This window comes from Bacillus sp. FDAARGOS_1420, from assembly GCF_019344915.1.
Taxonomy (GTDB): domain Bacteria; phylum Bacillota; class Bacilli; order Bacillales; family Bacillaceae_G; genus Bacillus_A; species Bacillus_A mycoides.
Window position 1 is genome coordinate 1,091,529 of sequence record NZ_JAHWJB010000002.1, and the last position, 25,983, is coordinate 1,117,511.

Genomic DNA, 25,983 nt, shown 5'->3' on the forward strand with positions numbered 1-25,983 from the left:
TTTTGATTGGAAAATATGATTAAAGAACAGGAGCCATTGTTTCTTTCAACACTTGAACAGAGTGATCGAATTTTAATTCTTCCTCTTCACTTAGTTCAACTTCTAAAATTTCCCGAACACCGCCGCGGTTTAAAACAGCAGGTACGCCGATATAAACATCCTGTTGGCCGTATTGACCTTCAAGATATGCTGATACAGTTAATACGCTGTTTTCATTGCTTAAGATTGCTTTCGTAACACGTAAAAGTGACATGCCGATGCCGTAGTATGTAGCACCTTTTCGTTCAATAATGTGATAAGCTGCATCACGAACGTTTACGAAAATATCATCTAAATCTTTTTGGTTATATGTGTTGTCTTTTTCAAGAAGCGTTTGTAGTTTTTGAATACCAATTGATACGTGACTCCACACCGGAAGTTCTGTATCACCATGTTCTCCGATAATATAAGCGTGAATGTTATGAGGTCCAATATCGAAGTACTCACCTAACATATAGCGGAAACGAGCTGAGTCAAGAGTTGTACCAGAACCGATTACGCGTTCTTTCGGTAATCCAGATTCTTTCCAAGTTACGTAAGTTAAAATATCTACAGGGTTTGTTGCGATTAAGAAGATGCCATCAAAGCCGCTATCCATAATGCTACGAACAATTTGCTTGAAAATTTTAGCGTTTTTCTCAACTAAATCTAAACGTGTTTCACCTGGCTTTTGTGGCAATCCAGCTGTAATCACAACAAGATCTGCATCTTTACAATCTTCATAACTACCTTTCCAAACCTTTGTTGGAGCTGGTGCGAAAGGAACCGCATGGCTTAAGTCCATTGCTTCTCCTTCAGCTTTTGCTTCATTTACATCAACTAAAACAAATTCTTCAGCTACAGCTTGGTTAATCATACAGTAAGCATAACTACATCCAACTGCTCCTGTTCCTACTAATACAACACGGTTAATACCTTTTTTCATTTCAAAATTCCTCGCTATTTCATAAATTTTATTATGTAAGATAATACGTCTTACTTCTATAGTTTCATATCTATTTTATTACATTTTATAAAAGATATTCAAGTGATTGAAAATGTATCCACTCAATTGCTTGAATGAAACATAGGAATCCTGTTAAACGAATATAATTCAGTAAAATCCTTCATAAAAGGGGAATGGGCATGGGGAATCCATTATCGATGGAACAAATGCTTCAAATTATTCATGAAGGGCTTGCCAAAACGAATAACCCCAAACCCAAACGGATTACAGTTGCCGGTGCAGGGATGTCTGGATTAGTTGCAGCATCTTTATTAAAAGAGGCTGGGCATGAGGTAACGATTATAGAAGCAAATAACAGAATAGGTGGCAGAGTGTATACGATTCGTGAACCATTTAGCGCAGGATTATATTTTAACGCAGGTCCTATGCGTATTCCGGATACTCATGATTTAACTTTAGCTTACATTCGTAAATTTAAACTACCGTTAAACCTTTTTATTAATAAAACTTCTTCAGATATAATTTATACGAATAACAAAAGAACGAGATTGGATGTGTTTGAAAAGGATCCAAGTGTACTTGGATATCCAGTTTTAGATAAAGAAAGAGGGAAAACGGCAGAAGGGTTAATGTTAGAGGTATTGGAACCGATACTTAATTATATTAAGAAAGATCCTAATAAAAACTGGATTATTGTTGAAAAAAAGTATAAAACATATTCGCTCGGTTCATTTTTAACCGAGTATTATTCAGATGGGGCAATAGATATGATCGGAGTACTTCTTGATATGGAAGCATACATGGGAATGTCTTTAATTGAAGTATTACGCGAAATGATCTTTTTCACTTCAACGACGAAATATTATGAGATAACAGGCGGGATGGACGCATTACCAAATTCATTTTTACCAGAGCTAAAGGATAATATTTTTATGTCGTATAAAGTAGAAAAAATTATACAGGAAGATAATAAAGTGATGATGCAAGTAACACATGAACAAACGTTAAATTCATTTATAGTAACTGGTGACATCGCTATTGTCACAATTCCATTTTCAGCTTTGCGATTTGTAGAAGTTCAGCCATATCATTTATTCTCTTATTATAAAAGGCGGGCAATTCGTGAATTAAATTATATTGCTTCAACTAAAATTGCGATAGAGTTTAAAAGTAGATTTTGGGAAAGAGCAGGACAATATGGTGGTAAGTCAATTACAGATTTACCTATCCGCTTTACATATTATCCGAGCTATGGCAACCAGGGGCGGCTATCGTTTTAGTGAGTTATACGTGGGCAGATGAGGCGTTAACGTGGGATAGTCTCTCGAATAGAGAACGTATTCGTTATGCGTTGAAAAATTTAGCGCAAATATATGGAAATGTGGTTTATAGTGAGTATGTTGCGGGAGAATCTTTTAGCTGGAGTCAAAATCCGTATTCTTGCGGAGCATTTACAGCTTTTGAACCAGGGCAAGAGCTTGAATTGTTTCCATATATTACGCCGCCAGCGGGTAGAGTGCACTTTGCAGGAGAACATACGACATTAACACATGGATGGATGCAAGGAGCAATCGAGTCTGGAATTAGAGTTGCTCATGAAGTGAATGGAAAATGAAACGATAATCTAGCAGTTTTGTTTACAAATAGGTATTCTTTTAATAAAATGATAAATATAAATCGTAATAATTACGCTTTGAATAAATTTGAAGTAGAGAAATGGATGGTCGGTCGAATGAGTAAAGTAGAAATTCATATATTAGGTGGTTTTTTAGGTAGCGGAAAATCAACATTGCTGCAAAATTTATTATTAGCAGAAAAGAAGAAAAATCGAAAAGTTGCAGTTTTAATGAATGAAATCGGTGAATACTCGGTAGATACAGATATTATTGGAAAAGAGAATGTGTTAAGGGAACTTCTGAAAGGATGTATTTGTTGTACGTTAAAAGAAGAGCTTGAAATTCAATTACATTCTTTATATCAACAAGAAAGACCAGATGTAATTTATATAGAAACAACAGGTGTCGCACATCCAATTGAAGTGTTAGATGCATGTGTATCACCAATTTTAGCTCCTTTCCTTGAAGTGAAATCTATAGTAGTCGTATTAGATGCAGTAAGATGGTTAAACCGAAGTATATTAAGTGCAAATGTACAACAGCTATTACATGAGCAAATGAAATATGGAAGTCATATTCTTATTAATAAATCAGATTTATTAACAGATTCGGATAAGAACAAAGTACTTGAAGACGTAAAAGCAATAAATAATCATGCGAAATTGTTTGAAACAAAGTATTGTAATATATCTTTAAAAGATATAGAAGAAGCTGAATTTGTGAGAGATGGAGAACACGAGACACTTCATGTTAAACAGCATTTACATATACAAACGATGACGTATCAATTTATGAAATCGATTGATCAAGACAAATTATACGAATGGCTTTCAAATTTACCAGATAGCGTTTATCGTGTAAAAGGATTTGTGAAATTCCATGGAGATAAATACCCTCACTTATTCCAATATTCATTTGGCGTACCAACTTTACTGGAGCAAGACTTCGGTTTCCCGACAAACTTGGTAGTAATAGGGGAAGGGTTAGATAAGAAACAATTGGTTGAGGGGTTAGAGAAAGTAGAACTTAATTCTAATTAAGATTAAAGGACTAACTTCAAAATAAGTTAGTCCTTTTTTGTATGTAGAAAAATGCTTGCGGATTTTGTCTAATAAAAATAATTGAAAAATTCAGAAATATATTTATAATCAAATCTAAGAGGTGATTCAGGTGTCAGAAAAAATAATAATGGATGTAAAAAGCCTAACAACAAAAGGGTTAGAAACGAGAGAGAAATTATTGTGTGCTGCAGAAGAGGTATTTGGTAATAAAGGATATTACGAAGCTTCTATCGTGAATATTACACAAGAAGCAACGGTAGCGCACGGAACTTTCTATAATTACTTTCCATCTAAAAAAGATATATTTGATGAATTGATTCGCAGATTGAACCGTGAGTTACGCTTAATTATTAAAGAAGAAATGAAGGGGATATCAAGTTATGAAGAGGCACAAAGAAGAGGTTTTCAGGCCTTTTTTCGATGGGTGAAAGATCGTCCTAATCTATATAACATTGTACAACAGGCGGTAGTTGTTGATGATAATTTATATAGATGGTATTATGCAAAGCTCGCAAATGGATTTTTAAAAAGTTTATCGGCTGGCATGGAAGCGGGAGAATTTAAACAACTTGATAAAGAAACAATTGCGTATTGTCTTATGTCAATTGGTCAATTTTTAGGAATGCGATGGGGCTATTGGGAAGAGAAAGATGTTCCGGAAGATGTATTTGAAGCAGCGATGTCATTAATATTTGAAGGATTGAGAAAGAGATAAGGGAGTGGGGAAAATATGCAAGGCATTGCTTATTGGATTGAAAAACGGGCCTATTTACATCCAGATCGCATTGCCATTATTACAGAAGAGGAGGAAATGACATATAAACAGTTACATGAGTATGTAAGTAAAGTAGCAGCATATTTAATTTACGACTTAAATGTGCAAAAAGGAGAGAGGATAGCTATTTTATCACAAAATAGCTTGGAATATATTGTGCTTTTATTTGCTATAGCAAAGGTAGAATGTATTGCTGTTCCACTGAATATACGGTTAACAGAAAATGAACTTATATTTCAGTTAAAAGATAGTGGAGCTACAGTTTTATTTGTAGAGGAAACATTTCAAAATATGGCACTGTCAATGCAGAATGTAACATATGTACAAAGAGTTATTTCGATTAAAAGTTTAAAAGAAATAGAAGATAGAAAAATTGACAACTTTGAAGAGATAAATGAAAGCGCATCCTTTATTATATGTTATACCTCGGGGACAACAGGACAACCGAAAGGAGCTGTACTTACACAAGAGAATATGTTTTGGAATGCGCTTAATAATACATTTGCGATTGACCTAACTGTTCATGACCGCTCCATTGTGTTATTGCCTTTATTTCATATTGGTGGGATTGGTTTATTCGCATTTCCAACTTTATTTGCAGGTGGAATAATCATTGTTCCGAGAAAATTTGAGCCAACCATAGCTCTTTCTATGATAGAAAAATATAAAGTGACTGTTGTAATGGGAGTACCTACAATTCACCAAGCATTAATTAATTGCGCAAAGTTTGAAACTACAAATTTACAATCAGTTCGCTGGTTTTATAACGGTGGTGCACCATGTCCAGAAGAGTTGATGAGAGAATTTATAGATAGAGGATTTTTATTTGGTCAAGGCTTTGGTATGACTGAAACATCACCAACCGTATTTATGCTTTCAGAAGAAGATGCAAGACGTAAAGTAGGCTCAATTGGAAAACCTGTTCTGTTTTGTGATTATGTACTTATTGATGAAAACAAAAATAAAGTTGAGATTGGTGAAGTTGGAGAGTTAATAATAAGAGGACCAAATGTAATGAAAGGGTATTGGAATCGGCCAGATGCAACAGAAGAAACGATTCAAGATGGTTGGTTATATACGGGAGATTTAGCTAGAGTTGATGAAGATGGTTTTGTATACATTGTCGGTAGAAAAAAAGAAATGATAATTTCCGGTGGTGAAAATATTTATCCCCTTGAAGTAGAGCAAGTTATTAATAAACTATCAGAAGTATGTGAGGTAGCAGTAATTGGTACACAACATGTAAAGTGGGGAGAGATTCCAATCGCCTTTATTGTGAAAAAGAGTTGCAGTGTATTAAATGAAAAGGAAGTCATTGATCATTGTCGTTTATTTCTAGCCAAATATAAAGTTCCAAAAGAAATTGTGTTTCTAGAGGAATTGCCTAAAAATGCAACTGGTAAAATTCAAAAAGCACAGTTGGCAAATCAACTGAAAAGTAGGTGAAAAGATGACGATGTATAGTTCCGGTCAACAGGCATCATGTAGTAAAACAATAACGGAAACAGATTTTGTACTATTTGCAGGTTTAAGTGGGGATTTTAATCCAATTCATATTGATCATGAGTATGCGAAACAAACTAGATTTAATCAAAGAATCGCACATGGTTTATTAACTTCTAGTTTATTATCACAATTGTTAGGCGTTCATTTACCAGGAAAGGGTTCCGTTTATATGGAACAAACTATTAAATTTACAGCGCCAGTTTTTATAGGAGATACGATTACAGCTACGGCAACAGTACAAGAATTTATGATAGAAAAGAGAGTTTTGAAATTGTTAACTGAGTGTCATAACCAAAAAGGAGATTTAGTGTTAACAGGTGTAGCGACTATGATGGTGCCAAAAGAAGGAGGAATTGTCTAATGAGAATTGGGATTGAAGCAACTGGTGTTTTCTTCCCAAAAGACGTAGAGACGGCCGCGGATTTATCTAAAAAAACAGGTATTCCTGAGAATATTATTATAGAAAAGTTTGGGTTATATGAAAAACATATCGCAGACGAAACGATGCATGCATCAGATTTAGCTATTGCTGCTGCAAAGCCAATATTATTACAAGTAGATCCTCAATCTATTGATGTAGTCATTTATTTTGGTAGTCCACATAAAGATTACCACGTATGGTCTAGTGCCCCAAAAATTCAGCATGAACTTGGATTGAAAAATGCTTATGCTTTTGAAATTATGAATGTTAGTTCTTGCTTTCCCATTGCTCTTAAAGTCGCAAAAGATATGCTCTACTCTGATAACTCAATTGAAAATATATTATTAGTAGGTGGATGTAAAGAATCTCAAATTGTAGATTATGATAATCCACGCTCACGTTTTATGTTTAATTTTGCTGATGGCGGAAGTGCAGCTTTAGTAAAAAAGGGAGCTAGCAACGGTGAAATATTAGGAAGTGCGATTATAACGGATGGTTCATTTCATGACGATGTTCGTATTCCAGCTGGTGGATCGAAGCAGGTTGCGAGCTATGATACAGTTGAGAATCGACAACATTATATTGATGTAATAGATCCTATTAGTATGAAAGAACGTTTAGATCCAATTTCAACCCCTAATTTTGATAAGGTTATTCGGGAGGCGTTAAGAAAAAGTGGATTTACTCCTAAAGATATTAAAGTATTGTTACCACTGCATACAAAACGCTCTATGCTAATAGAATTGTTACAGGGGCTGGGCTTAGTAGAAGAGCAAGTTGTATATTTAGATCATTATGGGCATATGTCAGCACTTGACCCATGTATAGGTCTTCATTTTGCAAATGAGCAAGGGAAATTACAGCCTGGAGATATTGCAGTGGCTGTTAGTGCAGGTACTGGGTATACTTGGGCAGCTACTGTGATTAGATGGTAGTAAGCATGGATTTTATCAAAAAAATTATATGTTGTTTTTTCATTGTTACTGTGAGTCTAGGGATGTTTGCTTCTGTAGGAAGTGCCTCTGCTGTAAAATATGTGAAATCATGGGGGAGTGAGCTAGATACTTCTAAGTTATTAAGGACACCAGTGGCGATGGCAAGGGATGCAAAAGGATTTTTGTATGTTGTTGATATGGGGAATAATAGGGTTTTGAAAATAGATAAGAATGGAGAAGTTGTTGATGCTATAGGAACTTTAGGTGAAGGTCCGGGACAGTTCAATATGCCATTTGGTATTGCTGTTGATAAAGAAGGTAATATTTTAGTTGCGGATACAGCGAATTATCGTATTCAAAAATTTAATGAGGAGTTTCAATTTATTAAAAGTTGGGGCACAAAAGGTAAAGGAAGTGAGCAGTTCTCGTTTCCTAGGGAAATTGCAGTAGATAGCGATAACAATTACTATATTACGGATGAATACAATCATCGTATTCAAAAATATAGCCCGGATGGGCAGTATATTCAAACAATAGGGAGTTATGGAAAGGCGAATGGAGAAATGGCTTTACCACAAGGAATCGCGATAAATAAACAAGACGAGGTCTATATTGCAGACACATATAACAATCGTATTCAAGTGTTTGATAAAAAAGGGGAGTTTCAGCGAGTAATCGGAACAGGAATTGCAGGTTTAGGCCCATATCAATTCTACCATCCAAGAGGAATAAATTTTGACTCAACATCTGGATCGTTATATGTAGCAGATACATATAACAATCGGATAATGAAATTTACAAATAAAGATCAATTTTTATATACAGTAGGTAACTTTTTTCAGTTTGTTTATCCTAATCAAGTTCTTCCGGATGGTAAAGGGAATATCTATATAACGGATACGGGAAATAATCGTGTACTTTTATATAATGAGGTAGGCCTAACAGCGGTAATGAAGAAAACCATAGGTAATGAAAGGAATGGAAATACACAATATGCAGGACCTTATGATGTCGAAAGAGACACGAATGGAAATGTTTTTGTATCTGATTCTTTTAATCATCGAATTTTGAAATATGATATATCTGGGAAGATTGTTGCTAAGTGGGGAAGTTTATTTGGTACTGGTGGGCCACTTGGGTTCGGAAGTCTTCCAGGACAGTTTTTTGTTCCAAGACAGATTGCAACGGATCGTTACAATAATGTGTATGTATCTGATTCTGTAAATCATCGTATCCAAAAATTCACCAATTCAGGGATAGCGCTTGCTTCATATGGTTCATTTGGAGTATTACCAGGTTTTTTTCAATTTCCATCTGGAATAGCTATTGATAGTAAAGGAAACATATTTATAGCTGATTCAGAAAATCATCGTATTCAAAAATTTAATCCATTCTTTGTATATATGAAAGAATGGGGGAGAAAAGGAAGTGGAGAGGGAGAGTTTTTTCAACCTATGCAATTAGCAATTGATTCAAAAGATAATGTTTATGTTGTTGATCGGATTAATAATAGGGTTCAAAAATTTGATAATGAGGGTAATTTTCTTACAAAATGGGGTGCAAATCATGGAGCTGGAAACTTAGATCCACTAGAAAATTGGAGAGAGGGTCCAGGAGATCTTTTTTTGCCAATAGGAATTGAAATCGATATAAATAATACGGTATATGTCACAGATACTTCTAATAATCGTGTGAATATTTACAATGAAAATGGGGATTTTTTAGAGTCTTTTGGAAGTTTTAATGGTATGTCAGGGCAGTTTTTCTCACCACAAGGAATAGATGTGGATAGTCAAGGGAATATCATTATTACAGATGGTTTACTCCAAAGAATTCAATTTTTTAAGAAAGCTAATTAATATTGGAGACTCAAAATGCTTGTTAGAAAGGATAGAAGTTTAATAGTTTGGGAATGCGGTATAGGTAGGAATAAAATATTTATATGAAATTGTAAAGGTGTTTAATGGAAATCGGAGAAGATACATGTATACTAACAATCTCGTTTATATTATTCAAAGGAAAAGTCATAATTACGGATGGGTAACTTTGGCTTGTTTGATTCTATCAGAAAGTAAAATATGGGGAGGATCACAATGTCGATGAAAAAACGTAAATGGCTAAGAATGGTGGCTACTGGTTGTGTGTTAGGTTCGTTATTAATAACGGCAGCTTGTTCAGGAAAGAAAACAAGTACAGAGGATGAAAAGACGATTAAGGTAGGGGTTCTTGCTTCATTAACAGGTCCATTAGAATCATATGGAAAACAAACAGTGAACGGATTTGAATTAGGGTTAGACTATGCAACGGGTGGAACTGGGAAAGTGGAAGGGAAGAAGATTAAGTTTGTTGTAGAAGATACGGAAACGAAAGCCGATGTAGCGGTTAAGAAAGCTACGAAATTATTAGAAGAAGAGAAAGTCGATTTTTTAGTCGGATCGTCTAGTTCAAGTGATACATTAGCGGTTTTACCACTTGCTGAAGAATATGAAAAAATAATGGTTGTAGAACCAGCAGTCGCTGATAGTATTACCGGGAAGAACTGGAATAAATATATTTTTAGAACAGGTAGAAATTCATCTCAAGATGCAGTCGCTGGTGCTGCGGCAATTGCTAAAAAAGATGTAAAAATAGCAACGTTAGCACAAGATAATGCTTACGGCCGTGAGGGAATTGCGGCATTTAAAGCTGGAGCAAAGAAATTAGGTGCGAATATTGTAAACGAGCAATACGCGGATACGAATTCGACTGACTTCACTGCAAATATTCAAAATATCATTAGCTCAAAGCCGGATTATTTATTTATCGTTTGGGCAGGGGCAAATTCACCTTGGAAACAGTTAAAAGATATGAATGTGGAAGCGCAGGGTATTAAAATTTCTACCGGTGCACCAGATATACCGGCATTAAAAACGATGGATGCGTTAGTAGGAATGCAAGGTTTTTCTGTTTATTATCACACACTTCCGAAAAATAAGGTGAATGATTGGTTAGTTGAAGAACATAAAAAACGATTTAATGGTGCGGTGCCAGATTTATTTACAGCAGGAGGAATGTCAGCGGCAATTTCAATTGTAGAAGCTTTAAAGAAAACAAAAGGTGATACAGATGTAGATACATTGATTAAGAAAATGGAAGGAATGGAATTTGATACACCGAAAGGAAAGATGAAGTTTAGAGAAAAAGATCACCAAGCGATGCAGACACTTTATTCTATCACATTGAAAAAGCAAGATGGTGTTGATTATCCGGTGCCAGTATTAGAGCGAGAATTAACGATGAAAGAGACAGAACCCCAAGTTCAAAATAAATAGACTGAATTTTCTGTTGTTTACGTATAAAGAGGGAGTACACCCTCTTTATACGTATTTCTTTCATACTTAAAGCTTTAAAGGGAGGGATTTCGTGACACATTTGCTAGAAACGAAAAATCTTTGCGTATCTTTTGGCGAGCATCATGTTATTAAGGATGTGAATTTAACAGTACAAAAAGGAAAGCTCATTTCAATTATTGGACCAAATGGTGCAGGAAAGACAACGCTATTCAATTTACTAAGTGGACAAATTTCTCCAACAAAGGGTGAAGTATATTTTAAAGGACAAGAGATTACAAATTTATCAATTTCGGATCGTACTCGATTAGGAATTGGTCGTTCTTTTCAACTTACAAATATATTCCCAGAGTTAACGGTACTTGAAAATGTTCGTTTAAGTGTTCAATCATTTGTGCAAGATTACTATAGTTTTTTTCCGAGTTCGGCAAAATTTAAGCAACAAGTTGGAGAGGCGAGACGTTTCTTAAAAACAGTATTACTTCACGAGAAAGAACATGTATTAGCGAAAGATCTAGCGCATGGGGAAAAACGAAAGTTAGAGCTTGCGATGTTATTAGCTTTAAAAACGGATGTGTTACTACTTGATGAGCCGACGGCAGGTATATCAGTTGAGGAGGTACCGGCTATTTTACAAGTGATTGAAAATATTAAGAAACATCCAGAGAGTACAATTGTACTTATTGAACACAAAATGGATATGGTACTAGGTTTGTCAGACCATCTTATCGTTTTATTCCATGGAGAGTTATTGGCTGAAGGTTTGCCCGAAGAAATGATGAAAGATGAGCGTGTACAAAGTGCTTATTTAGGGGGATTATATAGTGGCACTATTACAAGTGAATAATATAGAGACGTATTTAGATCAGTTTCATATTTTACAAGGGGTATCTCTTACTGTTGAGAAAGGAACGATTACTGTACTGTTTGGAAGAAATGGGGCAGGGAAGACTACGACATTACGTTCGGTTATGGGATTTCACCATATCGCACATGGTGAAATTTATTATGATAGTACACAAGTAAATGGATTATCTACACATTTAATTTCAAGGAAAGGAATAGGGTATGTACCAGAAAATCAAGGTATTTTTCACGACCTGACAGTAGAAGAAACATTCGCTCTTGCTAGGGGGAAGGGAGAAGAAGCGGAAGAAAAAATAGACTGGATGCTTGAATTATTTCCAGATTTAAAGCAATTTTGGCACAAAAAAAGCGGACTCTTAAGCGGAGGGCAAAAGCAAATGCTAGCAATTTCAAGAGCATTTATTAATAGTGATGGTTTATTACTTATTGATGAGCCGAGTAAAGGCTTGTCGCCCATTATGATAGAAAAATTAATGATAGCCATTTTGAAAATGAAAGAGAAAACAACAGTTTTACTCGTTGAACAAAACTTTATGATGGCTAGTCAAATTGGTGATTACTTTTATATTATGGATAACGGAAGAATTGTTCATAACGGTTTTATGCATGAATTAAAAGAGGATAAGGAAATGTGTCACAAATATTTAGGAATCTCTTAACATGAATCCGGGGTGAGAAGGATGGATGTGTTAATCAATTTATTTGTAAATGGGATTTCAACAGGGATGCTCATTTTTTTATTAGCGTCAGGTCTTTCACTTATTTTCGGTTTAATGAGCGTTCTAAACTTCGCACATGGTGGGTTATTTGCATGGGGAGCTTTTACAGGTGTATGGATATTTAATACAACTGGAAGCTATTTACTCGCTTTAATTGGAGCAATTTCTATGGGGATGTTTCTTGGATTCATTTTAGAAAGATTCCTTATTAGACCGGTATATGGAAATCATGTTCGCCAGCTTCTTGTGACGCTTGGAGGAATGCTTGTACTTAGTGAATGTATTAAAGTATTTTGGGGGCCAAATCCAATTGGTGCTAAATTACCGTTATGGTTACAAGGTAGTTATACATTTGAAGGCGTTATATTAATTAAATATCGTCTATTCGTTATTTTAGTTGGGATACTAATTTACATCGCTTTACTATTGCTGCTGAAAAAAACAAAGATAGGACTTATGATTCGCGCTGGTGTAATGGATAAAGAGATGGTTCAAGCTCTCGGAATTAACGTAAAAGCGATATTCTCGTTTGTTTTTTTATTAGGAGCAGGGATGGCGGCGTTAGGTGGTTTTCTACTAGCACCATATTCAGGAGTTATTTTCGCTGAGATGGGTATGCAGTATGCAATTTTAGCCTTTATAGTAGTTATCATTGGGGGGTTAGGTAGCGTACAAGGTTCAGCGCTCGCTTCTTTAATTGTTGGATTAGCTGGTGCTTTTACAGCATATTTTATACCGGATTTATCACTTGCAATCAATATGTTAATGTTACTATTTTTCTTAATAGTGAAGCCAACGGGACTTGTTGGTGAAAAGGGGTGAAATGGTGAACAGCACATTAAATCGAATTAAAGTATACTTCGGAGTATTTATGCTCATTTGTTTAAGTGTATTTCCATTCGTAAATGATTCACGGAGCTTGTTAATTTTGTTCACTCAAATCTTCATCTTTGCTATTTTCGCTATGAGTTTTGATGTTCTCCTTGGATATACGGGTATTGTTTCATTCGGTCATTGTATGTTCTTTGGAATAGGGGCGTACGGTGTGGCACTCTTATTTGATCGGCAAGGGGTGTCTATAATGAACTTTTTTATAGGAATAGCAGCCGCAATTATTGTATCAGCCATCGTTAGTTATATAATCGGTTTGCTTTCTTTACGGCTGAAAAGTCATTTTTATGCAATGTTAACGCTCGCTATTTCCCAGCTGTTTTTTGTACTTGCTGAAAAATGGCGTTCACTGACTCACGGAGGAGATGGATTTACATTTCGTGTACCAGATATATTCCGTGATCGTTTTACATTTTATTATATAACATTTATATGTCTAATCAGTATTTTCATCTTGTTACGTCTTTTCACAAAATCTTCAATTGGGAAAGTGTTAAAGGCGATTTCACAAAATGAACAACGAGTTGAAGCACTTGGCTATAAAGTGCTTCATTATAAAATTATTGCTAGTGTTGTTGCAGGAGTAGTTGCAGCGATTAGCGGTGGTTTATTTGTTATCACTTTACGCTTTGTTAATACAACTGTATTTTCAATTGAAATGACATTAAATGCATTATTGATGACAATGATTGGGGGAGTTGGAACGTTAATCGGAGCTATTGCTGGAGCGGGGATTATTGAATCATTGAAATATTATTTATCAGAACTAGCTACAGAGTATCCGATTTTTGAAAGGTGGACGATTATTCTTGGTTTATTATACATTATCGTGCTTCTAGTTTTTCCGAAAGGGTTAGTTGGAACAGTTAAGAAGTTGAAGAATTTTAAAAGGGATAAGAAGGAGAAGAGCACAGGGGTGGAGCAGAACGTGTAAAATAAGTCTTCAAGATGAAAAGGGATGTCCTAGTAGTTAAACATATTAACTAGGTAACATCCCTTTTTATTTTATTAGGCCGTACGATAGTATATGAAGTTATATTAGCGATTCGAAAAGGGATATCTATTTACCCGTAAAATACGACAAGTGTAGCCTCTTTATTAATTAAATAGTTCACCTGGAATCACTTTATCTAAGTCTCGAGTTGTAAAGAAGTTAATAGGTAGTTTTTCAACCGCGACATTTTCAACTGGAACTAATTTATCATTTCTAATCGGTAAAAAAGCTATCCCATTTCCCTCAATAATAAACTCTTCAATAAGCGAATAAGAATCTAACTGTTGAAGTTGATGCTGAGATAGATTGTTTTCTTTTAGAAATTGTATTGTCATATTTCTAAAAGGGCACTTTTTATCGTTACTAACAAAGAAAAGTTCTTTTGAAAAGTCAATGTTACACTGTTCTTTCGCTTTTAATAAGCCTACAGAAATTGAAGTGGTGAATACTTTTTTAAACGCTGCGTCGGGATAATCCTCATAAGTTATGACCATATCAACTTTTTGTTGCTGTAGTAGTTTTTGTAAATGGCTACTACTTTCTATATATATTTGATAATTCCTGAAATTTTCTTTAATACGCATACTTAAATAATTAATCAAAATAGATTGTGACGTCGCTATTACATAAGAAGAAGCACTTGTTTTAATTTCATCTTTCGCTTCTTCTAAAAGAGCTAATATTTTATTCGTGTAGTCTAATAAAATGTCACCAGAAGGTAACAGGGAGACACCTTTGTTATCTCTATGTAGTAAAGGTGTTTCTAATTCTTGTTCTAATTTTTTGATTCGCTCAGTTACATTTGGTTGTACATAGCCTAGCTCTTTAGCAGCTTTACTAATAGATCCTTCGTTAGCTACAGTTTTAAATATAATAAGATCATTTATTTCCATTCATTTCAGCCCCTTATACGGTATCATTATAAATGATATCAAACATAATTTATACCTATTTTACGTCAGCCAATCATCGGTTTATCATTATGTATATAAGATCGAAAGTGAGTGATAAACATGATTGGTATGCAATATAAGGTCATTTTACCAAAGGATTATGACATGGAGATTATTAAAAAAAGGGTAAAGGATAATGGGTTTAAAACTGATGGTTTTCAAGAACTAAATTTTAAGGCTTATTTAATTACTGAGACAGGTAAGGATGGGAATTTCTATAACTGTTATGCACCTTTATATATGTGGAATGGTCATGAAGGGATGAACAAATTTATATTCGAAGGGTATTACGATAATATTTTGCAATCGTTTGGATGGCAACAAATAAATATAGGTGTTCCATTAGTTGTTAATTTAAGTAATGATTTTAGAAAAAGTAGATATGCTGTTGAATATGCAGGGAGTATTTCTCAAAGTAAATCGCTGATTGGGACGCAATTAAATAAAGTAAATGAAAATGTGCAAAACATAGAAAAATGTTTAGGAAATGTAATAGTTTATAATCCGGATAAGTGGGGATATAGTCAATTCAGTTTTTATAAGGAAAAGCCTGAAATAGATGTAATGGACGATATTACTATTTATGAGATTTTACATATTTCATGAGGATATGTTGTTGAATGCTAAATTAAGAAAAAGGAATGAAAATGTATGCCTTTTGTGAACGTTTATTATCATGAAGATATAGTAAATAAAGAAGAGTTGAAAAAGATAGGTGAATGTATCCATCTTTCATTAATTGAACATTTTAACATCCCTGAAAATGATTATTTTCAAATATTTTTACCTTATCAACGAAATCAATTTTTGTATAATCCATATTATTTGTTGGAAAGAGGAGAAATGAGAACTGAGAATATGATTCATGTTTCTATTACATGTGGACCTGGAAGAACAGTACAACAGAAAAAAGGTTTGTATCAATCTATATCCTTTGAAGTTTCGGAATGTTCCAACGTAAAAGTTACTGACATTTTTATTACATTACATGAGACAGCTGCTGAAAACTGGTCATTTGGTCAAGGGATGGCACAATTGGTAAAAATGAAGGGAGCAAAATGATGAATGAACCAATTGAATTTTATATTCCAAAGAAAATGAGAGAAATAGCACCTGTATTTTCTCATTATAGTGAAGAGATATTATTTGAGGAAGTGTGGCGGGATGCCGCTTTAACATTAAGAGAAAGAAGCTTATGTACATTGTCGGCGCTAATCAGTCTTGGTAATACAGAACAATTATCATTTCATCTGAAGCTAGCTAAACAAAATGGGATAATGGAGAATGAATTAGTTGCATTAATAACACATATGGCTTTTTACGTTGGTTGGCCAAAAGCTGTGGCAGCTTTAAATATAGCAATGAATGAAATGGAAAGTTAAGAATAATGATTTTGGGAGGTATTTTTAACATATTTCTACTTGCATTACTATCACTTGAGTGGTAAAGTGATAGAAAGATCAACGCTAGGAAGTGATGAAACATGCGTGAAAATACGATAGGATCGTTAATATGGCTACGTTTAATACGATTTACGAACCAAAGTAATCAAATGTCAAATGAGTTTTTAAAACGTTTTGATTTAACAACAGCCCAATTTGATGTGCTTTTGCAAATACGGACTTATCAGCCATTAACACAAATGGAGTTAGCAGAAAAGGTTACCGTTACACAAGGCGGTATTTCTCGAATGTTAACACGTCTTGAAAAAGAAGGATATATTATACGAAAACAAGATTGGAAAACGAAAACAATTAGTCTTACAGGGCAAGGGGAAGCGGCTTTAGAAAGAGCATTGCCAGAGCAACTTGCATTTCAATCATCATTTTTTGATGATGTATTAAATGAAGAAGAGCAGAAAATACTATACGAGTTGATGTCAAAAGTTCATAAGCATAGTGAAAAAAAAGAATTACCGAATGAGTAATTTTTTTTACTTAATCAATTGACTAATCAAGTGATAAAGAGGAGGAAGTTTTATGTATACAATTCCAGGACATCACCACATTTCTATGGTGACTAAAAATGCGAAAACGAATAATAATTTTTATCGAGATGTTTTAGGATTACGCCGGGTGAAAAAGACAGTCAATCAAGATAATCCATTTATGTATCATTTGTTTTATGGTGATTTAACAGGGAGTGCCGGAACTGAATTATCATTTTTTGAAATGCCGAATGTAGGTAGAACAATCCGTGGTACAAATGCAATAACACAAATAGGCTTGCTCGTACCTTCAATAGAAAGTCTTACATTTTGGAAGAGACGTTTTGAGTCACTCCAGGTGGCGCATGGGGAAATTACAACTTACGCCGGAAGAGACGCACTGCACTTTGAAGATCCAGATGGTCTACGGTTAGTGCTGCTAAATAATAAAGATGAAGAGGTGCCTGAATATTGGACTGCATGGGATGAATCTTCTGTAGAGCAGAATCATCGTATTTTAGGCATGGGAACAGTTGAAATGACAGTGCGCAGTTTAAATAAATTATCAAAAACATTAACAGGTTTGTTTAGTTATAAAGAAGTATCTCGTTCAGACGATGAGGGGATTTATCAATCTATTGATGGTCAATCTTTTGGAGAAATTTTGGTGAAACAGCAAGAGGGAGAGAGTGAAAGACCAGGAAAAGGAAGTATTCATCATTTAGCTATTCGTGTGAAAAATGATGAAGAACTGAGTTATTGGAATGAAGCGGTGAAAGATAAAGGGTTCCAATCAACAGGGATTATCGATCGCTTTTATTTTAAAAGTTTATATTTCCGTGAGTCAAATGGCATTTTATTTGAGATTGCGACGGATGGCCCAGGATTTACAGTAGATTCAACAGTTGAAGAATTAGGAAAAGAGCTGGATTTACCACCATTTTTAGAAGAGAGAAGAAAAGAGATTGAAGAGAAATTAATACCGCTTTATTAAAAGGGAGAGAGCAACTATGGAAAAATACCGTATTGATACAAGTAAGGGAATTGAATTTGGATTATATTCAATTGGAGATCATATTTTAAATCCGCATGATGGTTCGAAAATAAGTGCAGAAAAAAGAATTCATGAACTAATTGAAACAGCTAAGTTAGCAGATGAAGCTGGAATTGATGTGTTTGCTGTCGGTGAAAGTCATCAAGCGCATTTTACAACGCAAGCTCATACAGTTATTTTAGGAGCTATTGCACAAGCTACGAAAAACATTAAAATCGCGAGTTCCGCAACAGTATTAAGCACGTCAGATCCGGTTCGTGTATATGAGGATTTTGCCACAATTGATTTAATTTCTAGTGGTCGTGCTGAAATCGTTGCTGGTCGTGGATCTCGTATTGGGGGATATAGTTTACTTGGTTACGATGTAAATTATTATGAAGAACTATTTGAAGAGAAGATGGATCTTTTATTAAAAATAAATAAAGAAGAAAGTGTAACATGGAAAGGGCAGTTTAGAACGCCACTTGAACATGTGGCAATTATACCGAGAGCTAAAAATAACAATATGCCAATTTGGCGTGCTGTTGGAGGGCCACCTGCTAGTGCAATTAAGGCAGGACGCGCAGGTGTACCAATGATGCTTACGACACTTGGTGGCCCAGCTGTTAATTTTAAAGTTTCGGTTGATGCATATCGTGAAGCAGCTGAGCAAAGTGGTTTTGATCCAGCAACATTACCAATTGCGACAACAAGTTTATTTTATACAGCAGAAAATTCACAAGATGCACTTAGTGAATATTATCCTCATATTAATGCTGGTATGCTTGCGCTACGCGGTGGTGGGTATCCAAAACAACAATTTACTAACGCAGTAGATCACCGTGATGCGTTAATGATTGGTAGCCCGCAACAAATTATTGAAAAAATGCTTTATCAATATGAATTATTTGGACAGCAACGTTTTATGGCACAGATTGATTTTGGCGGTGTACCATTTGATAAGATTGAGAAAAACATTGAATTAATTGCTACTGAAATTATGCCGGCTGTTAGAAAATATACAACGAAATAAATAAAAAAGTACCGGGAATATAATCTATTCTCGGTACTTTTTTATTTAGTCAGTTTGAAAAATGACAAAAAAACGAATTTTATGTCTAGAGAAAGGGGAGTTTTTTTCTATTTGTGAATAACAATATTGTTGATTTGAATTTTGGAAATACATTTTTCTCTTGACAAAAATCTAACGTGTTTTCAGGTTTGATTCGAGGACATTTTTCAAGAGGAAAGTCAAGCGTATGAAGAGGAAAACATAATAATAATTGATATAAGAGTGTGTTGTATGTTTGAAAAGTACGTTTTTAAAATGTGAAAAATCTAATTCAAAAAAATTACAAAAGACATATTTCAGACAAAATCCTGTCAATAATACGTCAAAAATCACCTGAATTTATTATGTAAGTATATTATACAATTCGATTAACGAATAAAACACTACTGAAATAGTGAAAAGGTAAATCGTATGAAGAAAGTTCTTTTGTAATTATCTAAAAAACTGACAATCTATATTTTCAGAAAGTACATAAACGAATTTATCTTTTTGTATTTCCAAATGATTGAATTGTTCGTTATGAAGTGAATTCATACAATTCAATCGATATTACGATATAAAAAAATATGAAGGAAGTGACTTTAGCATGGAAACGCTCGAATTGGCACGAATACAATTTGCATCAACAACGATTTTTCATTACTTTTTCGTTCCGCTGTCTATAGGCTTAGCTTTTATCATTGCGTTAATGCAAACGTTGTATGTGGTAAAGGGACAAGAAATTTATAAGAAGATGACAAAGTTTTGGACACAAATATTCCTTGTTAACTTCGCAGTAGGTGTAGTAACAGGTATTTTACAAGAATTTCAGTTTGGTATGAACTGGTCAACGTATTCACGTTTTGTTGGTGATGTTTTCGGACCATCACTTGCAATTGAAGGTTTATTAGCATTTTTCATTGAGTCTACATTCCTAGGTTTATGGGTATTCGGTGAGGATAAACTTCCGAAGCGAGTTCACCTTTTATGTATTTGGCTCCTCTCAATAGGAACAATGTTATCAGCATTTTGGATTTTAACTGCAAGTGCATTTATGCATGCCCCAGTAGGATATGAAATGGCAGCAGATGGACGTGCGCAAATGAATGATTTTTGGGCGATTATTCAAAATCCACAATTATGGGTACAATTCCCGCATACAATTACAGCGGCAATTGCAACTGGTGCATTCTTTATTGCAGGTGTAAGTGCATGGAAAATATCAAAAGGTCAAGAAACTGCGGTGTTTAAAAAATCGTTCCGAGTTTCTATCGTTGTTGGAACAATTACAACTGCATTGGTATTATTTTTCGGTCATGCACAAGCACAAAATTTAATTAAGTCACATCCGATGAAAATGGCAGCAGCTGAAGCATTATGGAATACGAGTGAGGATCCAGCGCCATTTACAGTATTTGCAAAAATTGATACAGAGAAGAAAGAAAATTCGTTTGAAATTCAAATCCCTTATATGCTAAGTCTATTGTCATATGATAAATTTAGCGGTCAAGTTGAAGGGATGAATCAAATTCAAAAACAATATGAAGAAAAATATGGACCTGGAGATTATATTCCGCCAGTACATACTATGTTCTGGAGTTTTAGAGCGATGGTAATGAGTGGAACATTCATGCTTCTTTTAGGAATGTACGGCTGGTTCTTATCAAGAAAAGATCGCTTAACTGAAAACCCTTGGTATTTAAAAATAATGGTATATGCAATTGCACTACCGTTTATCGGTAATACAGTAGGATGGATCATGACTGAAATGGGACGTCAGCCTTGGGTTGTCTTCGGTGTTATGAAAACAGAAGATGCTGTATCTCCAAACGTTTCATTTGGAGAAGTATTATTCTCTCTTGTCTCATTCACATCACTATATTTAATTGTTGGAGGAATTACTGTTTACTTATTCGTTCGTATCATTAAAGGACATGCGAATAAGAAAACGAAAAAGGATTATCAAAGCCATGATCCATTTGATAAGGAGGAAGAGTATGTTATCTCTTAATGAGTTGTGGTTTCTAATTATCTCAACCTTATTCGTTGGCTTCTTTGTACTTGAAGGTTTCGATTTTGGTGTAGGAATCGTTTCAAGGTTTTTAGGGAAAAACGATTTGGAAAAACGTATATATTTAAATACAATTGGGCCGTTTTGGCACGCAAATGAAGTATGGCTTGTTTGTGCTGGTGGCGCTATGTTTGCGGCATTCCCGCACTGGTATGCAACTTTATTTAGTGGGTTTTATATTCCATTTGTGTTTATGCTTCTTGCATTAATTATAAGAGGTGTTTCCTTTAAATTCCGTGCGAAAATAGAAAATCATAAATGGAAGAGTTTCTGGGATTGGGGCATGTTTATTGGAAGTTTGCTACCTCCTATACTTTGGGGAGTTGCAATTGCAAACTTTATGACAGGTGTACCAATTGATGGAAGTAAAAATATGGTAGGCGGATTTATGAAATTACTTCACCCATTTGCGTTACTTGGGGGAGTTATGTTTCTTCTTCTATGTATTGTTCATGGTTTGCAATTCCTTACTATACGTACAACAGGAAAATTACGAGAACGCGCACGTATTGCCGCGACAAAGATTGCACCTTTTGCATTAATAACACTTCTTGTTTTTGCAGCTGTAGGGTTATGGAAAACAGATATTTTCACCGCACATGGTTCAGAGTGGCTAATGGTTCCAATTGGAGCTTTTGTAGCGCTATTTGTTTCTACTTTATTAAATAAAAGAAGAAGAGATGGTTGGGCTTTCTTTATGACGAGTTTAACAATCATTTTGTTAAGTGCAAGTGTGTTCATCGGTATGTTCCCGCGTGTCATGATTAGCTCATTAGGAGCGGTAAATGATTTGACAATTTATAATGCGGCATCAGGACCTTATGCATTAAAACTGATGAGCTATTTTTCTCTTGCGATTTTACCGTTTGTTATCGGTAGTCAAATATGGAGTTTCTATGTATTTAGACAACCTGTTAAGTCAGACAAAGATTTGGAGTACTAATGAAAAGAAAAAGAGGACTTCCGTCGTATCCTGGTAGCCGAGTTTTATATGTAACTTTAAGTCTTATTAGCATTCTAGAGGCGTGTAGTATCATTGCGCAGACAGTGTTTTTAGCACGAGCAATCACATTTTTATTTCATGGAGAAACAGTGCAAGCTGTGCTAAGTGAAACTGTTTATTTTGGGATCACGTTTGCAGCACGCCAAATGTTAGTGCGAACATCGCAAATATTGGTTGAGCGTTTCGCTGAAAAAACAGGATTTGCATTACGTAAACAGTTAATAGAAGCATATTTTACGTTAGGGCCGAGATTTGTCCAAACGAATGGGACTGGTCATCTGGTTACTTTATCGATAGAAGGTATTGAGAAATTTAAAACATATATTGAATTGACAATTCCTAAAATGATTAGAAGTAGTATCGTTCCAGGGCTAATTGTTCTATATGTTTTTACACTGGACATTGAGTCGGGAATCATTTTAGTTGTAACGATTCCAATTGTGATCATATTTATGATCCTTCTAGGATTAGCAGCGCAGAAAATGGCGGATAGCCAATATGAGACATATCGTGTACTTTCTAATCATTTTGTAGATACGTTAAAAGGATTAGAAACATTAAAGTATTTAGGGAAAAGTAAACAGCACGAAGGAAAGATTGAAAAAGTAAGTAAACGATATAGAAAAGCAACGATGCGTACTTTGCGAGTTGCTTTTCTTTCTTCTTTTGCATTAGATTTCTTTACGAGTTTATCAATTGCATTTGTAGCAGTTGGATTAGGGATACGGTTAATAGATGGGACAATTATACTGTTGCCAGCTCTTACGATTTTAATTTTAGCGCCGGAATATTTTCTGCCGATTAAGCAAGTTGGAGCGAATTATCATGCTACATTAGATGGACAACTTGCAATGGAGCAAATAGAAGAAATTCTACAGAAACAAAAAGAAATAGAAAAGAAAGATTCAAATGTAGATATAGTATGGAATTCTTCTAGTAGTTTGAAATTACAAGATGTAAAAGTAAATAATGATGAATCTGAAAAGGCTATATTAGAGGGAATTGATTTTACTTGGCAGGGTAACGGTGCTATAGGCATTATTGGTGAAAGTGGGGCAGGGAAATCAACGTTAATCGATGTGTTAGCAGGATTTCTACCTCCTTCGGGTGGGAAGATGTTAGTAAATGGTGTGGAAATTGGTGAATCTACTCGAGAAGATTGGCAAAAAAATATTGCTTATATTCCGCAGCAACCTTATATTTTTCCGCTTTCATTAAAAGATAATATTTGTTTCTATGAAACGAATACAATTGATGAAGAAGTTGAGAGAGTTATTAATGAAGTTGGTCTTCGTTCGCTCGTTGAATCATTACCACATGGGATGTACGAAAGAATTGGAGAAGGTGGACGTATGCTTAGTGGCGGACAAGAACAACGTGTCGCTATGGCACGTGCCCTTTTAAGTAAAAAGCCAATCATTTTATTAGATGAACCTACAGCACATCTTGATATTGAAACTGAATTTGAAATAAAGCAATCGATGTTACGTCTGTTTGAAGGTAAGTTAGTATTTCTTGCAACACATCGTCTACATTGGATGAAGCAAATGGATCATATTCTTATTTTTAATAAAGGGAAAATTATAGAAAGCGGAACATATGAAGAACTTTTAACGAATGAGACATTACATTTTCATAGCGAAGAGAGGGGAGCGCGATGAGTAACTGGATTAAGCCTTATATACAGCAAAATAAAGGTAGAATGACTTTGACTATTTTCCTTGGGCTTCTTGGAGTTAGTTCGGGTGCGATGTTACTTTTCATTTCAGGTTATTTAATTTCTAAATCTGCTCTCAGACCGGAAAATGTAATGGCTGTATATGTTCCTATTGTCGCAACGCGTGCATTTAGTATAGGACAAGCGGTCTTTCATTATTTAGAGCGTTTAGTTGGGCATGATGTTGTATTACGTATATTAGAAAAAATGAGAACGAAACTATATAGAATTGTAGAACCACAGGCGTTATTTTTCCGCTCACGCTTTCAAACTGGTGATGTACTAGGTGTATTGTCTGAGGATATTGAACATTTACAGAATCTATATTTACGTACAATATTCCCTAGTATATTAGCGTTAGTTGTATATAGCATTTTCGTAATTGTTATCGGTGCATTTGACTTAGTATTTGCACTTATCGCAGCTTGTATGTTAGCTGTTATTGTTTTTCTTCTCCCATTCGTATCACTACTTTTGATGAAACGACATCATGTTGCTTTGAAGCGAGGAAGAAATCGTTTGTATCAACAATTGACAGATGCTGTATTTGGGTTATCTGATTGGCAGGCGAGTGGTAGAAAAGATGAATTTATTAATGAGTATGTAGCGCAAAATGTCCAGTTGTTAAAGACAGAAAAGAGCGTGAAACGCTGGTACCATATTCGAGACAGTCTCATTCACTTAACAGTAGGTATTGTAGTCATTTCAATGATTATATGGACTGGAAATGCAGCGGCAAGTGAACAGATTGCACCTACAGTTATCGCAGCTTTCGTATTAATGACATTATCTGTGACAAATGCGCTTATCCCTATATCAGATGCTATCGATCGAATTCCATCTTATGTAGAATCTGCTCATCGGCTTAATGGCCTAGAAAGTGAGAGCGCTTTGGATGAGGGTAAGGAGTTACCTGTAAATAAAGAATACGTTGTATCAAAACATGTAGATATCGAACTGAGTAATGTGTCGTATAATTATCCGGATAGTAATGAACCTGTATTAAAAGATGTATCATTGCAAATAAAGGCAGGAAAGAAAATTGCTATTTTAGGTAGAAGTGGAACAGGGAAATCTACTTTACTAAAATTGTTAACTGGGGCACTACGTCCGGTGAATGGCCAAGTTATATTGAATGGTGAACAAGCTCGTACAGATTTTTTGTCAAAATATATTTCTGTATTAAACCAAAAACCACATTTATTCGATACGACAATTGGAAATAATGTGCGGATCGGTAAACCAGAGGCTAATGATGAAGAGATATGGAAAGCTTTAGAGAAAGCACAGCTAGCACCACACATTGCTTCTCTTCCTGATGGATTACAAACAAAAATGCATGAAATGGGAAAGAGGTTTTCTGGCGGAGAAAGGCAAAGGGTAGCATTTGCAAGAACTCTTATGCAAGAAACACCAATCATTGTACTTGATGAACCGACTATCGGTTTAGACCCTAAAACGGAATTAGCCTTAATAGAAACAATGTTTTCTGCAACAGAAGAAAAGACTGTTATTTGGATTACACATCATCTTGTAGGAATTGAACATGTAGATGAAGTTATTTTCCTTGATAGTGGCCAAATCGCTATGCAAGGTAGTCACGAACAGCTACTGAAAGAAAATGAGAAATATCGTAGGTTATATGAGCTTGATAAAGGCATATAGGAATGAAATGCAAAAAAACACAAATTCTTGGTAGTTCAAGGTTCGTGTTTTTTTGTATTTGTGGTGAAATCATATAAGCCGTATAAGCTATTTGATCATGAAATGGTTATATATTGTTAGAAAGGGTGTTTAAAATCTATCCTTTCAAGGCAATACTTGAGCCATAGTGAATGGATTGTTGGAAGGCGTGATTATATGTTTGAAGAGGATGGCATTGTTTTAATTTTGGAGCCTGCTGATGAGCGGAATCTGAGGAAATTTATTTTTACAGTACCGAAGTCAGTTTATGAAAAAAAAGAAATTTTATTACATTACGGAACACCTTTAGGCCAAGGATATACAGACATTATAGAAGATATTATTAGTGTACATATAGACATAGATATTATAACAGTAATAGGGCATGTGAGAGGATAAAGAGAAACTTTAATTAGTGAGAGTTATACGTACCTGGAAAACAGACG

General features: G+C 34.9%; 24 protein-coding genes and 1 pseudogene. 23 read left to right on the plus strand and 2 right to left on the minus strand.

Translation table 11 applies throughout. From position 1 onward, the window contains the following. Window positions 1–19 precede the first annotated feature (19 nt). Window positions 20–964 (minus strand): L-lactate dehydrogenase, encoded by a 945-nt coding sequence (locus tag I6L50_RS15925; protein WP_002012312.1) that lies wholly within the window; start codon window positions 962–964, stop codon window positions 20–22. A gap of 200 nt (window positions 965–1,164) precedes the next feature. On the opposite strand from I6L50_RS15925, the pseudogene I6L50_RS15930 reads away from it, so the two are divergent. From I6L50_RS15930 to I6L50_RS15985, 12 genes and pseudogenes are all read left to right on the plus strand, one after another. Further along, window positions 1,165–2,613 (plus strand): annotated as a pseudogene (locus I6L50_RS15930) (flavin monoamine oxidase family protein). A 104-nt stretch (window positions 2,614–2,717) separates the two neighbouring features. Continuing rightward, entirely contained in the window at window positions 2,718–3,641 is a 924-nt protein-coding gene (locus I6L50_RS15935; RefSeq protein WP_219302020.1) for a CobW family GTP-binding protein, read from the plus strand. Window positions 3,642–3,771: 130 nt separating this feature from the next. After that, window positions 3,772–4,377: a TetR/AcrR family transcriptional regulator gene (locus tag I6L50_RS15940; RefSeq protein ID WP_219302021.1), complete on the plus strand. Its 606-nt coding sequence runs from the start codon at window positions 3,772–3,774 to the stop codon at window positions 4,375–4,377. Window positions 4,378–4,392: 15 nt separating this feature from the next. Then, the gene (locus I6L50_RS15945; protein ID WP_219302022.1) at window positions 4,393–5,883 is read left to right on the plus strand and encodes an o-succinylbenzoate--CoA ligase; all 1,491 of its coding nucleotides are present in this window, start codon (window positions 4,393–4,395) and stop codon (window positions 5,881–5,883) included. Between the two features lie 4 nt (window positions 5,884–5,887). Continuing rightward, window positions 5,888–6,304 (plus strand): MaoC family dehydratase, encoded by a 417-nt coding sequence (locus I6L50_RS15950; protein WP_002064880.1) that lies wholly within the window; start codon window positions 5,888–5,890, stop codon window positions 6,302–6,304. Next, window positions 6,304–7,299, plus strand: coding sequence for a 3-oxoacyl-ACP synthase (locus I6L50_RS15955; protein WP_219302023.1), 996 nt, complete (start codon window positions 6,304–6,306; stop codon window positions 7,297–7,299). Before I6L50_RS15950 ends, I6L50_RS15955 begins: the two co-directional genes overlap by 1 nt. A 62-nt stretch (window positions 7,300–7,361) precedes the next feature. Further along, window positions 7,362–9,158, plus strand: a complete 1,797-nt coding sequence (locus I6L50_RS15960; RefSeq protein WP_219303708.1) for a 6-bladed beta-propeller — start codon at window positions 7,362–7,364, stop codon at window positions 9,156–9,158. Window positions 9,159–9,392: 234 nt separating this feature from the next. Beyond that, on the plus strand, window positions 9,393–10,610 hold the full coding sequence (locus tag I6L50_RS15965; RefSeq protein WP_078178798.1) for a substrate-binding domain-containing protein: 1,218 nt from the start codon (window positions 9,393–9,395) through the stop codon (window positions 10,608–10,610). A 91-nt stretch (window positions 10,611–10,701) separates the two neighbouring features. Continuing rightward, window positions 10,702–11,475 (plus strand): ABC transporter ATP-binding protein, encoded by a 774-nt coding sequence (locus tag I6L50_RS15970; protein ID WP_000149306.1) that lies wholly within the window; start codon window positions 10,702–10,704, stop codon window positions 11,473–11,475. Further along, a complete protein-coding gene (locus tag I6L50_RS15975) occupies window positions 11,453–12,154 on the plus strand; it encodes a branched-chain amino acid ABC transporter ATP-binding protein (RefSeq protein ID WP_001196706.1) in 702 nt (233 codons plus the stop codon). The genes I6L50_RS15970 and I6L50_RS15975 overlap by 23 nt, the downstream gene beginning before the upstream one ends. Before the next feature lie 21 nt (window positions 12,155–12,175). Beyond that, entirely contained in the window at window positions 12,176–13,036 is an 861-nt protein-coding gene (locus I6L50_RS15980) for a branched-chain amino acid ABC transporter permease (protein ID WP_219302024.1), read from the plus strand. A gap of 49 nt (window positions 13,037–13,085) precedes the next feature. Beyond that, window positions 13,086–14,039, plus strand: a complete 954-nt coding sequence (locus I6L50_RS15985; protein ID WP_219303709.1) for a branched-chain amino acid ABC transporter permease — start codon at window positions 13,086–13,088, stop codon at window positions 14,037–14,039. Between the two features lie 164 nt (window positions 14,040–14,203). On the opposite strand, the gene I6L50_RS15990 is transcribed toward I6L50_RS15985, so the two are convergent. Next, window positions 14,204–14,992, minus strand: coding sequence for a LysR family transcriptional regulator (locus tag I6L50_RS15990; protein ID WP_219302025.1), 789 nt, complete (start codon window positions 14,990–14,992; stop codon window positions 14,204–14,206). 120 nt (window positions 14,993–15,112) lie between these two features. On the opposite strand from I6L50_RS15990, the gene I6L50_RS15995 reads away from it, so the two are divergent. The 11 genes from I6L50_RS15995 (at window position 15,113) to I6L50_RS16045 (ending at window position 25,936) form a co-directional block, all read left to right on the plus strand. After that, window positions 15,113–15,658 (plus strand): DUF4865 family protein, encoded by a 546-nt coding sequence (locus I6L50_RS15995; RefSeq protein WP_219302026.1) that lies wholly within the window; start codon window positions 15,113–15,115, stop codon window positions 15,656–15,658. Window positions 15,659–15,703: 45 nt separating this feature from the next. After that, window positions 15,704–16,114, plus strand: coding sequence for a tautomerase family protein (locus I6L50_RS16000; RefSeq protein ID WP_144512433.1), 411 nt, complete (start codon window positions 15,704–15,706; stop codon window positions 16,112–16,114). Beyond that, a complete protein-coding gene (locus tag I6L50_RS16005; protein ID WP_235661805.1) occupies window positions 16,111–16,434 on the plus strand; it encodes a carboxymuconolactone decarboxylase family protein in 324 nt (107 codons plus the stop codon). Before I6L50_RS16000 ends, I6L50_RS16005 begins: the two co-directional genes overlap by 4 nt. A 101-nt stretch (window positions 16,435–16,535) precedes the next feature. After that, window positions 16,536–16,979: a MarR family winged helix-turn-helix transcriptional regulator gene (locus I6L50_RS16010; protein ID WP_113938227.1), complete on the plus strand. Its 444-nt coding sequence runs from the start codon at window positions 16,536–16,538 to the stop codon at window positions 16,977–16,979. Between the two features lie 52 nt (window positions 16,980–17,031). Continuing rightward, the gene (locus I6L50_RS16015; RefSeq protein ID WP_219302027.1) at window positions 17,032–17,973 is read left to right on the plus strand and encodes a ring-cleaving dioxygenase; all 942 of its coding nucleotides are present in this window, start codon (window positions 17,032–17,034) and stop codon (window positions 17,971–17,973) included. 16 nt (window positions 17,974–17,989) lie between these two features. After that, window positions 17,990–19,045 carry an LLM class flavin-dependent oxidoreductase gene (locus tag I6L50_RS16020; protein WP_219302028.1) on the plus strand — a complete coding sequence of 352 codons (1,056 nt, stop codon included), beginning with the start codon at window positions 17,990–17,992 and terminating at the stop codon, window positions 19,043–19,045. Window positions 19,046–19,670: 625 nt separating this feature from the next. After that, a complete protein-coding gene (gene cydA / locus I6L50_RS16025; RefSeq protein ID WP_002031333.1) occupies window positions 19,671–21,074 on the plus strand; it encodes a cytochrome ubiquinol oxidase subunit I in 1,404 nt (467 codons plus the stop codon). Further along, entirely contained in the window at window positions 21,061–22,077 is a 1,017-nt protein-coding gene (cydB, locus tag I6L50_RS16030) for a cytochrome d ubiquinol oxidase subunit II (protein ID WP_002141342.1), read from the plus strand. Before cydA ends, cydB begins: the two co-directional genes overlap by 14 nt. Next, window positions 22,077–23,798, plus strand: a complete 1,722-nt coding sequence (gene cydD / locus I6L50_RS16035; RefSeq protein WP_219302029.1) for a thiol reductant ABC exporter subunit CydD — start codon at window positions 22,077–22,079, stop codon at window positions 23,796–23,798. The genes cydB and cydD overlap by 1 nt, the downstream gene beginning before the upstream one ends. Then, a complete protein-coding gene (gene cydC, locus I6L50_RS16040) occupies window positions 23,795–25,519 on the plus strand; it encodes a thiol reductant ABC exporter subunit CydC (protein WP_219302030.1) in 1,725 nt (574 codons plus the stop codon). Before cydD ends, cydC begins: the two co-directional genes overlap by 4 nt. Window positions 25,520–25,714: 195 nt before the next feature. Continuing rightward, complete coding sequence (locus tag I6L50_RS16045; protein WP_063217781.1) at window positions 25,715–25,936, plus strand: hypothetical protein; 222 nt, start codon at window positions 25,715–25,717, stop codon at window positions 25,934–25,936. Window positions 25,937–25,983 lie beyond the last annotated feature (47 nt).

Bases quoted from the DNA above. Each gene is read 5' to 3' on its own strand.
- I6L50_RS15925 (WP_002012312.1), bottom strand. From the start codon at position 964: ATGAAAAAAGGTATTAACCGTGTTGTATTAGTAGGAACAGGAGCAGTT.
- I6L50_RS15935 (WP_219302020.1), top strand. From the start codon at position 2,718: ATGAGTAAAGTAGAAATTCATATATTAGGTGGTTTTTTAGGTAGCGGA.
- I6L50_RS15945 (WP_219302022.1), top strand. From the start codon at position 4,393: ATGCAAGGCATTGCTTATTGGATTGAAAAACGGGCCTATTTACATCCA.
- I6L50_RS15950 (WP_002064880.1), top strand. From the start codon at position 5,888: ATGACGATGTATAGTTCCGGTCAACAGGCATCATGTAGTAAAACAATA.
- I6L50_RS15955 (WP_219302023.1), top strand. From the start codon at position 6,304: ATGAGAATTGGGATTGAAGCAACTGGTGTTTTCTTCCCAAAAGACGTA.
- I6L50_RS15960 (WP_219303708.1), top strand. From the start codon at position 7,362: ATGTTTGCTTCTGTAGGAAGTGCCTCTGCTGTAAAATATGTGAAATCA.
- I6L50_RS15965 (WP_078178798.1), top strand. From the start codon at position 9,393: ATGTCGATGAAAAAACGTAAATGGCTAAGAATGGTGGCTACTGGTTGT.
- I6L50_RS15980 (WP_219302024.1), top strand. From the start codon at position 12,176: ATGGATGTGTTAATCAATTTATTTGTAAATGGGATTTCAACAGGGATG.
- I6L50_RS15985 (WP_219303709.1), top strand. From the start codon at position 13,086: ATGCTCATTTGTTTAAGTGTATTTCCATTCGTAAATGATTCACGGAGC.
- I6L50_RS15990 (WP_219302025.1), bottom strand. From the start codon at position 14,992: ATGGAAATAAATGATCTTATTATATTTAAAACTGTAGCTAACGAAGGA.
- I6L50_RS15995 (WP_219302026.1), top strand. From the start codon at position 15,113: ATGATTGGTATGCAATATAAGGTCATTTTACCAAAGGATTATGACATG.
- I6L50_RS16000 (WP_144512433.1), top strand. From the start codon at position 15,704: ATGCCTTTTGTGAACGTTTATTATCATGAAGATATAGTAAATAAAGAA.
- I6L50_RS16005 (WP_235661805.1), top strand. From the start codon at position 16,111: ATGATGAATGAACCAATTGAATTTTATATTCCAAAGAAAATGAGAGAA.
- I6L50_RS16010 (WP_113938227.1), top strand. From the start codon at position 16,536: ATGCGTGAAAATACGATAGGATCGTTAATATGGCTACGTTTAATACGA.
- I6L50_RS16015 (WP_219302027.1), top strand. From the start codon at position 17,032: ATGTATACAATTCCAGGACATCACCACATTTCTATGGTGACTAAAAAT.
- I6L50_RS16020 (WP_219302028.1), top strand. From the start codon at position 17,990: ATGGAAAAATACCGTATTGATACAAGTAAGGGAATTGAATTTGGATTA.
- cydA (WP_002031333.1), top strand. From the start codon at position 19,671: ATGGAAACGCTCGAATTGGCACGAATACAATTTGCATCAACAACGATT.
- cydB (WP_002141342.1), top strand. From the start codon at position 21,061: ATGTTATCTCTTAATGAGTTGTGGTTTCTAATTATCTCAACCTTATTC.
- cydD (WP_219302029.1), top strand. From the start codon at position 22,077: ATGAAAAGAAAAAGAGGACTTCCGTCGTATCCTGGTAGCCGAGTTTTA.
- cydC (WP_219302030.1), top strand. From the start codon at position 23,795: ATGAGTAACTGGATTAAGCCTTATATACAGCAAAATAAAGGTAGAATG.
- I6L50_RS16045 (WP_063217781.1), top strand. From the start codon at position 25,715: ATGTTTGAAGAGGATGGCATTGTTTTAATTTTGGAGCCTGCTGATGAG.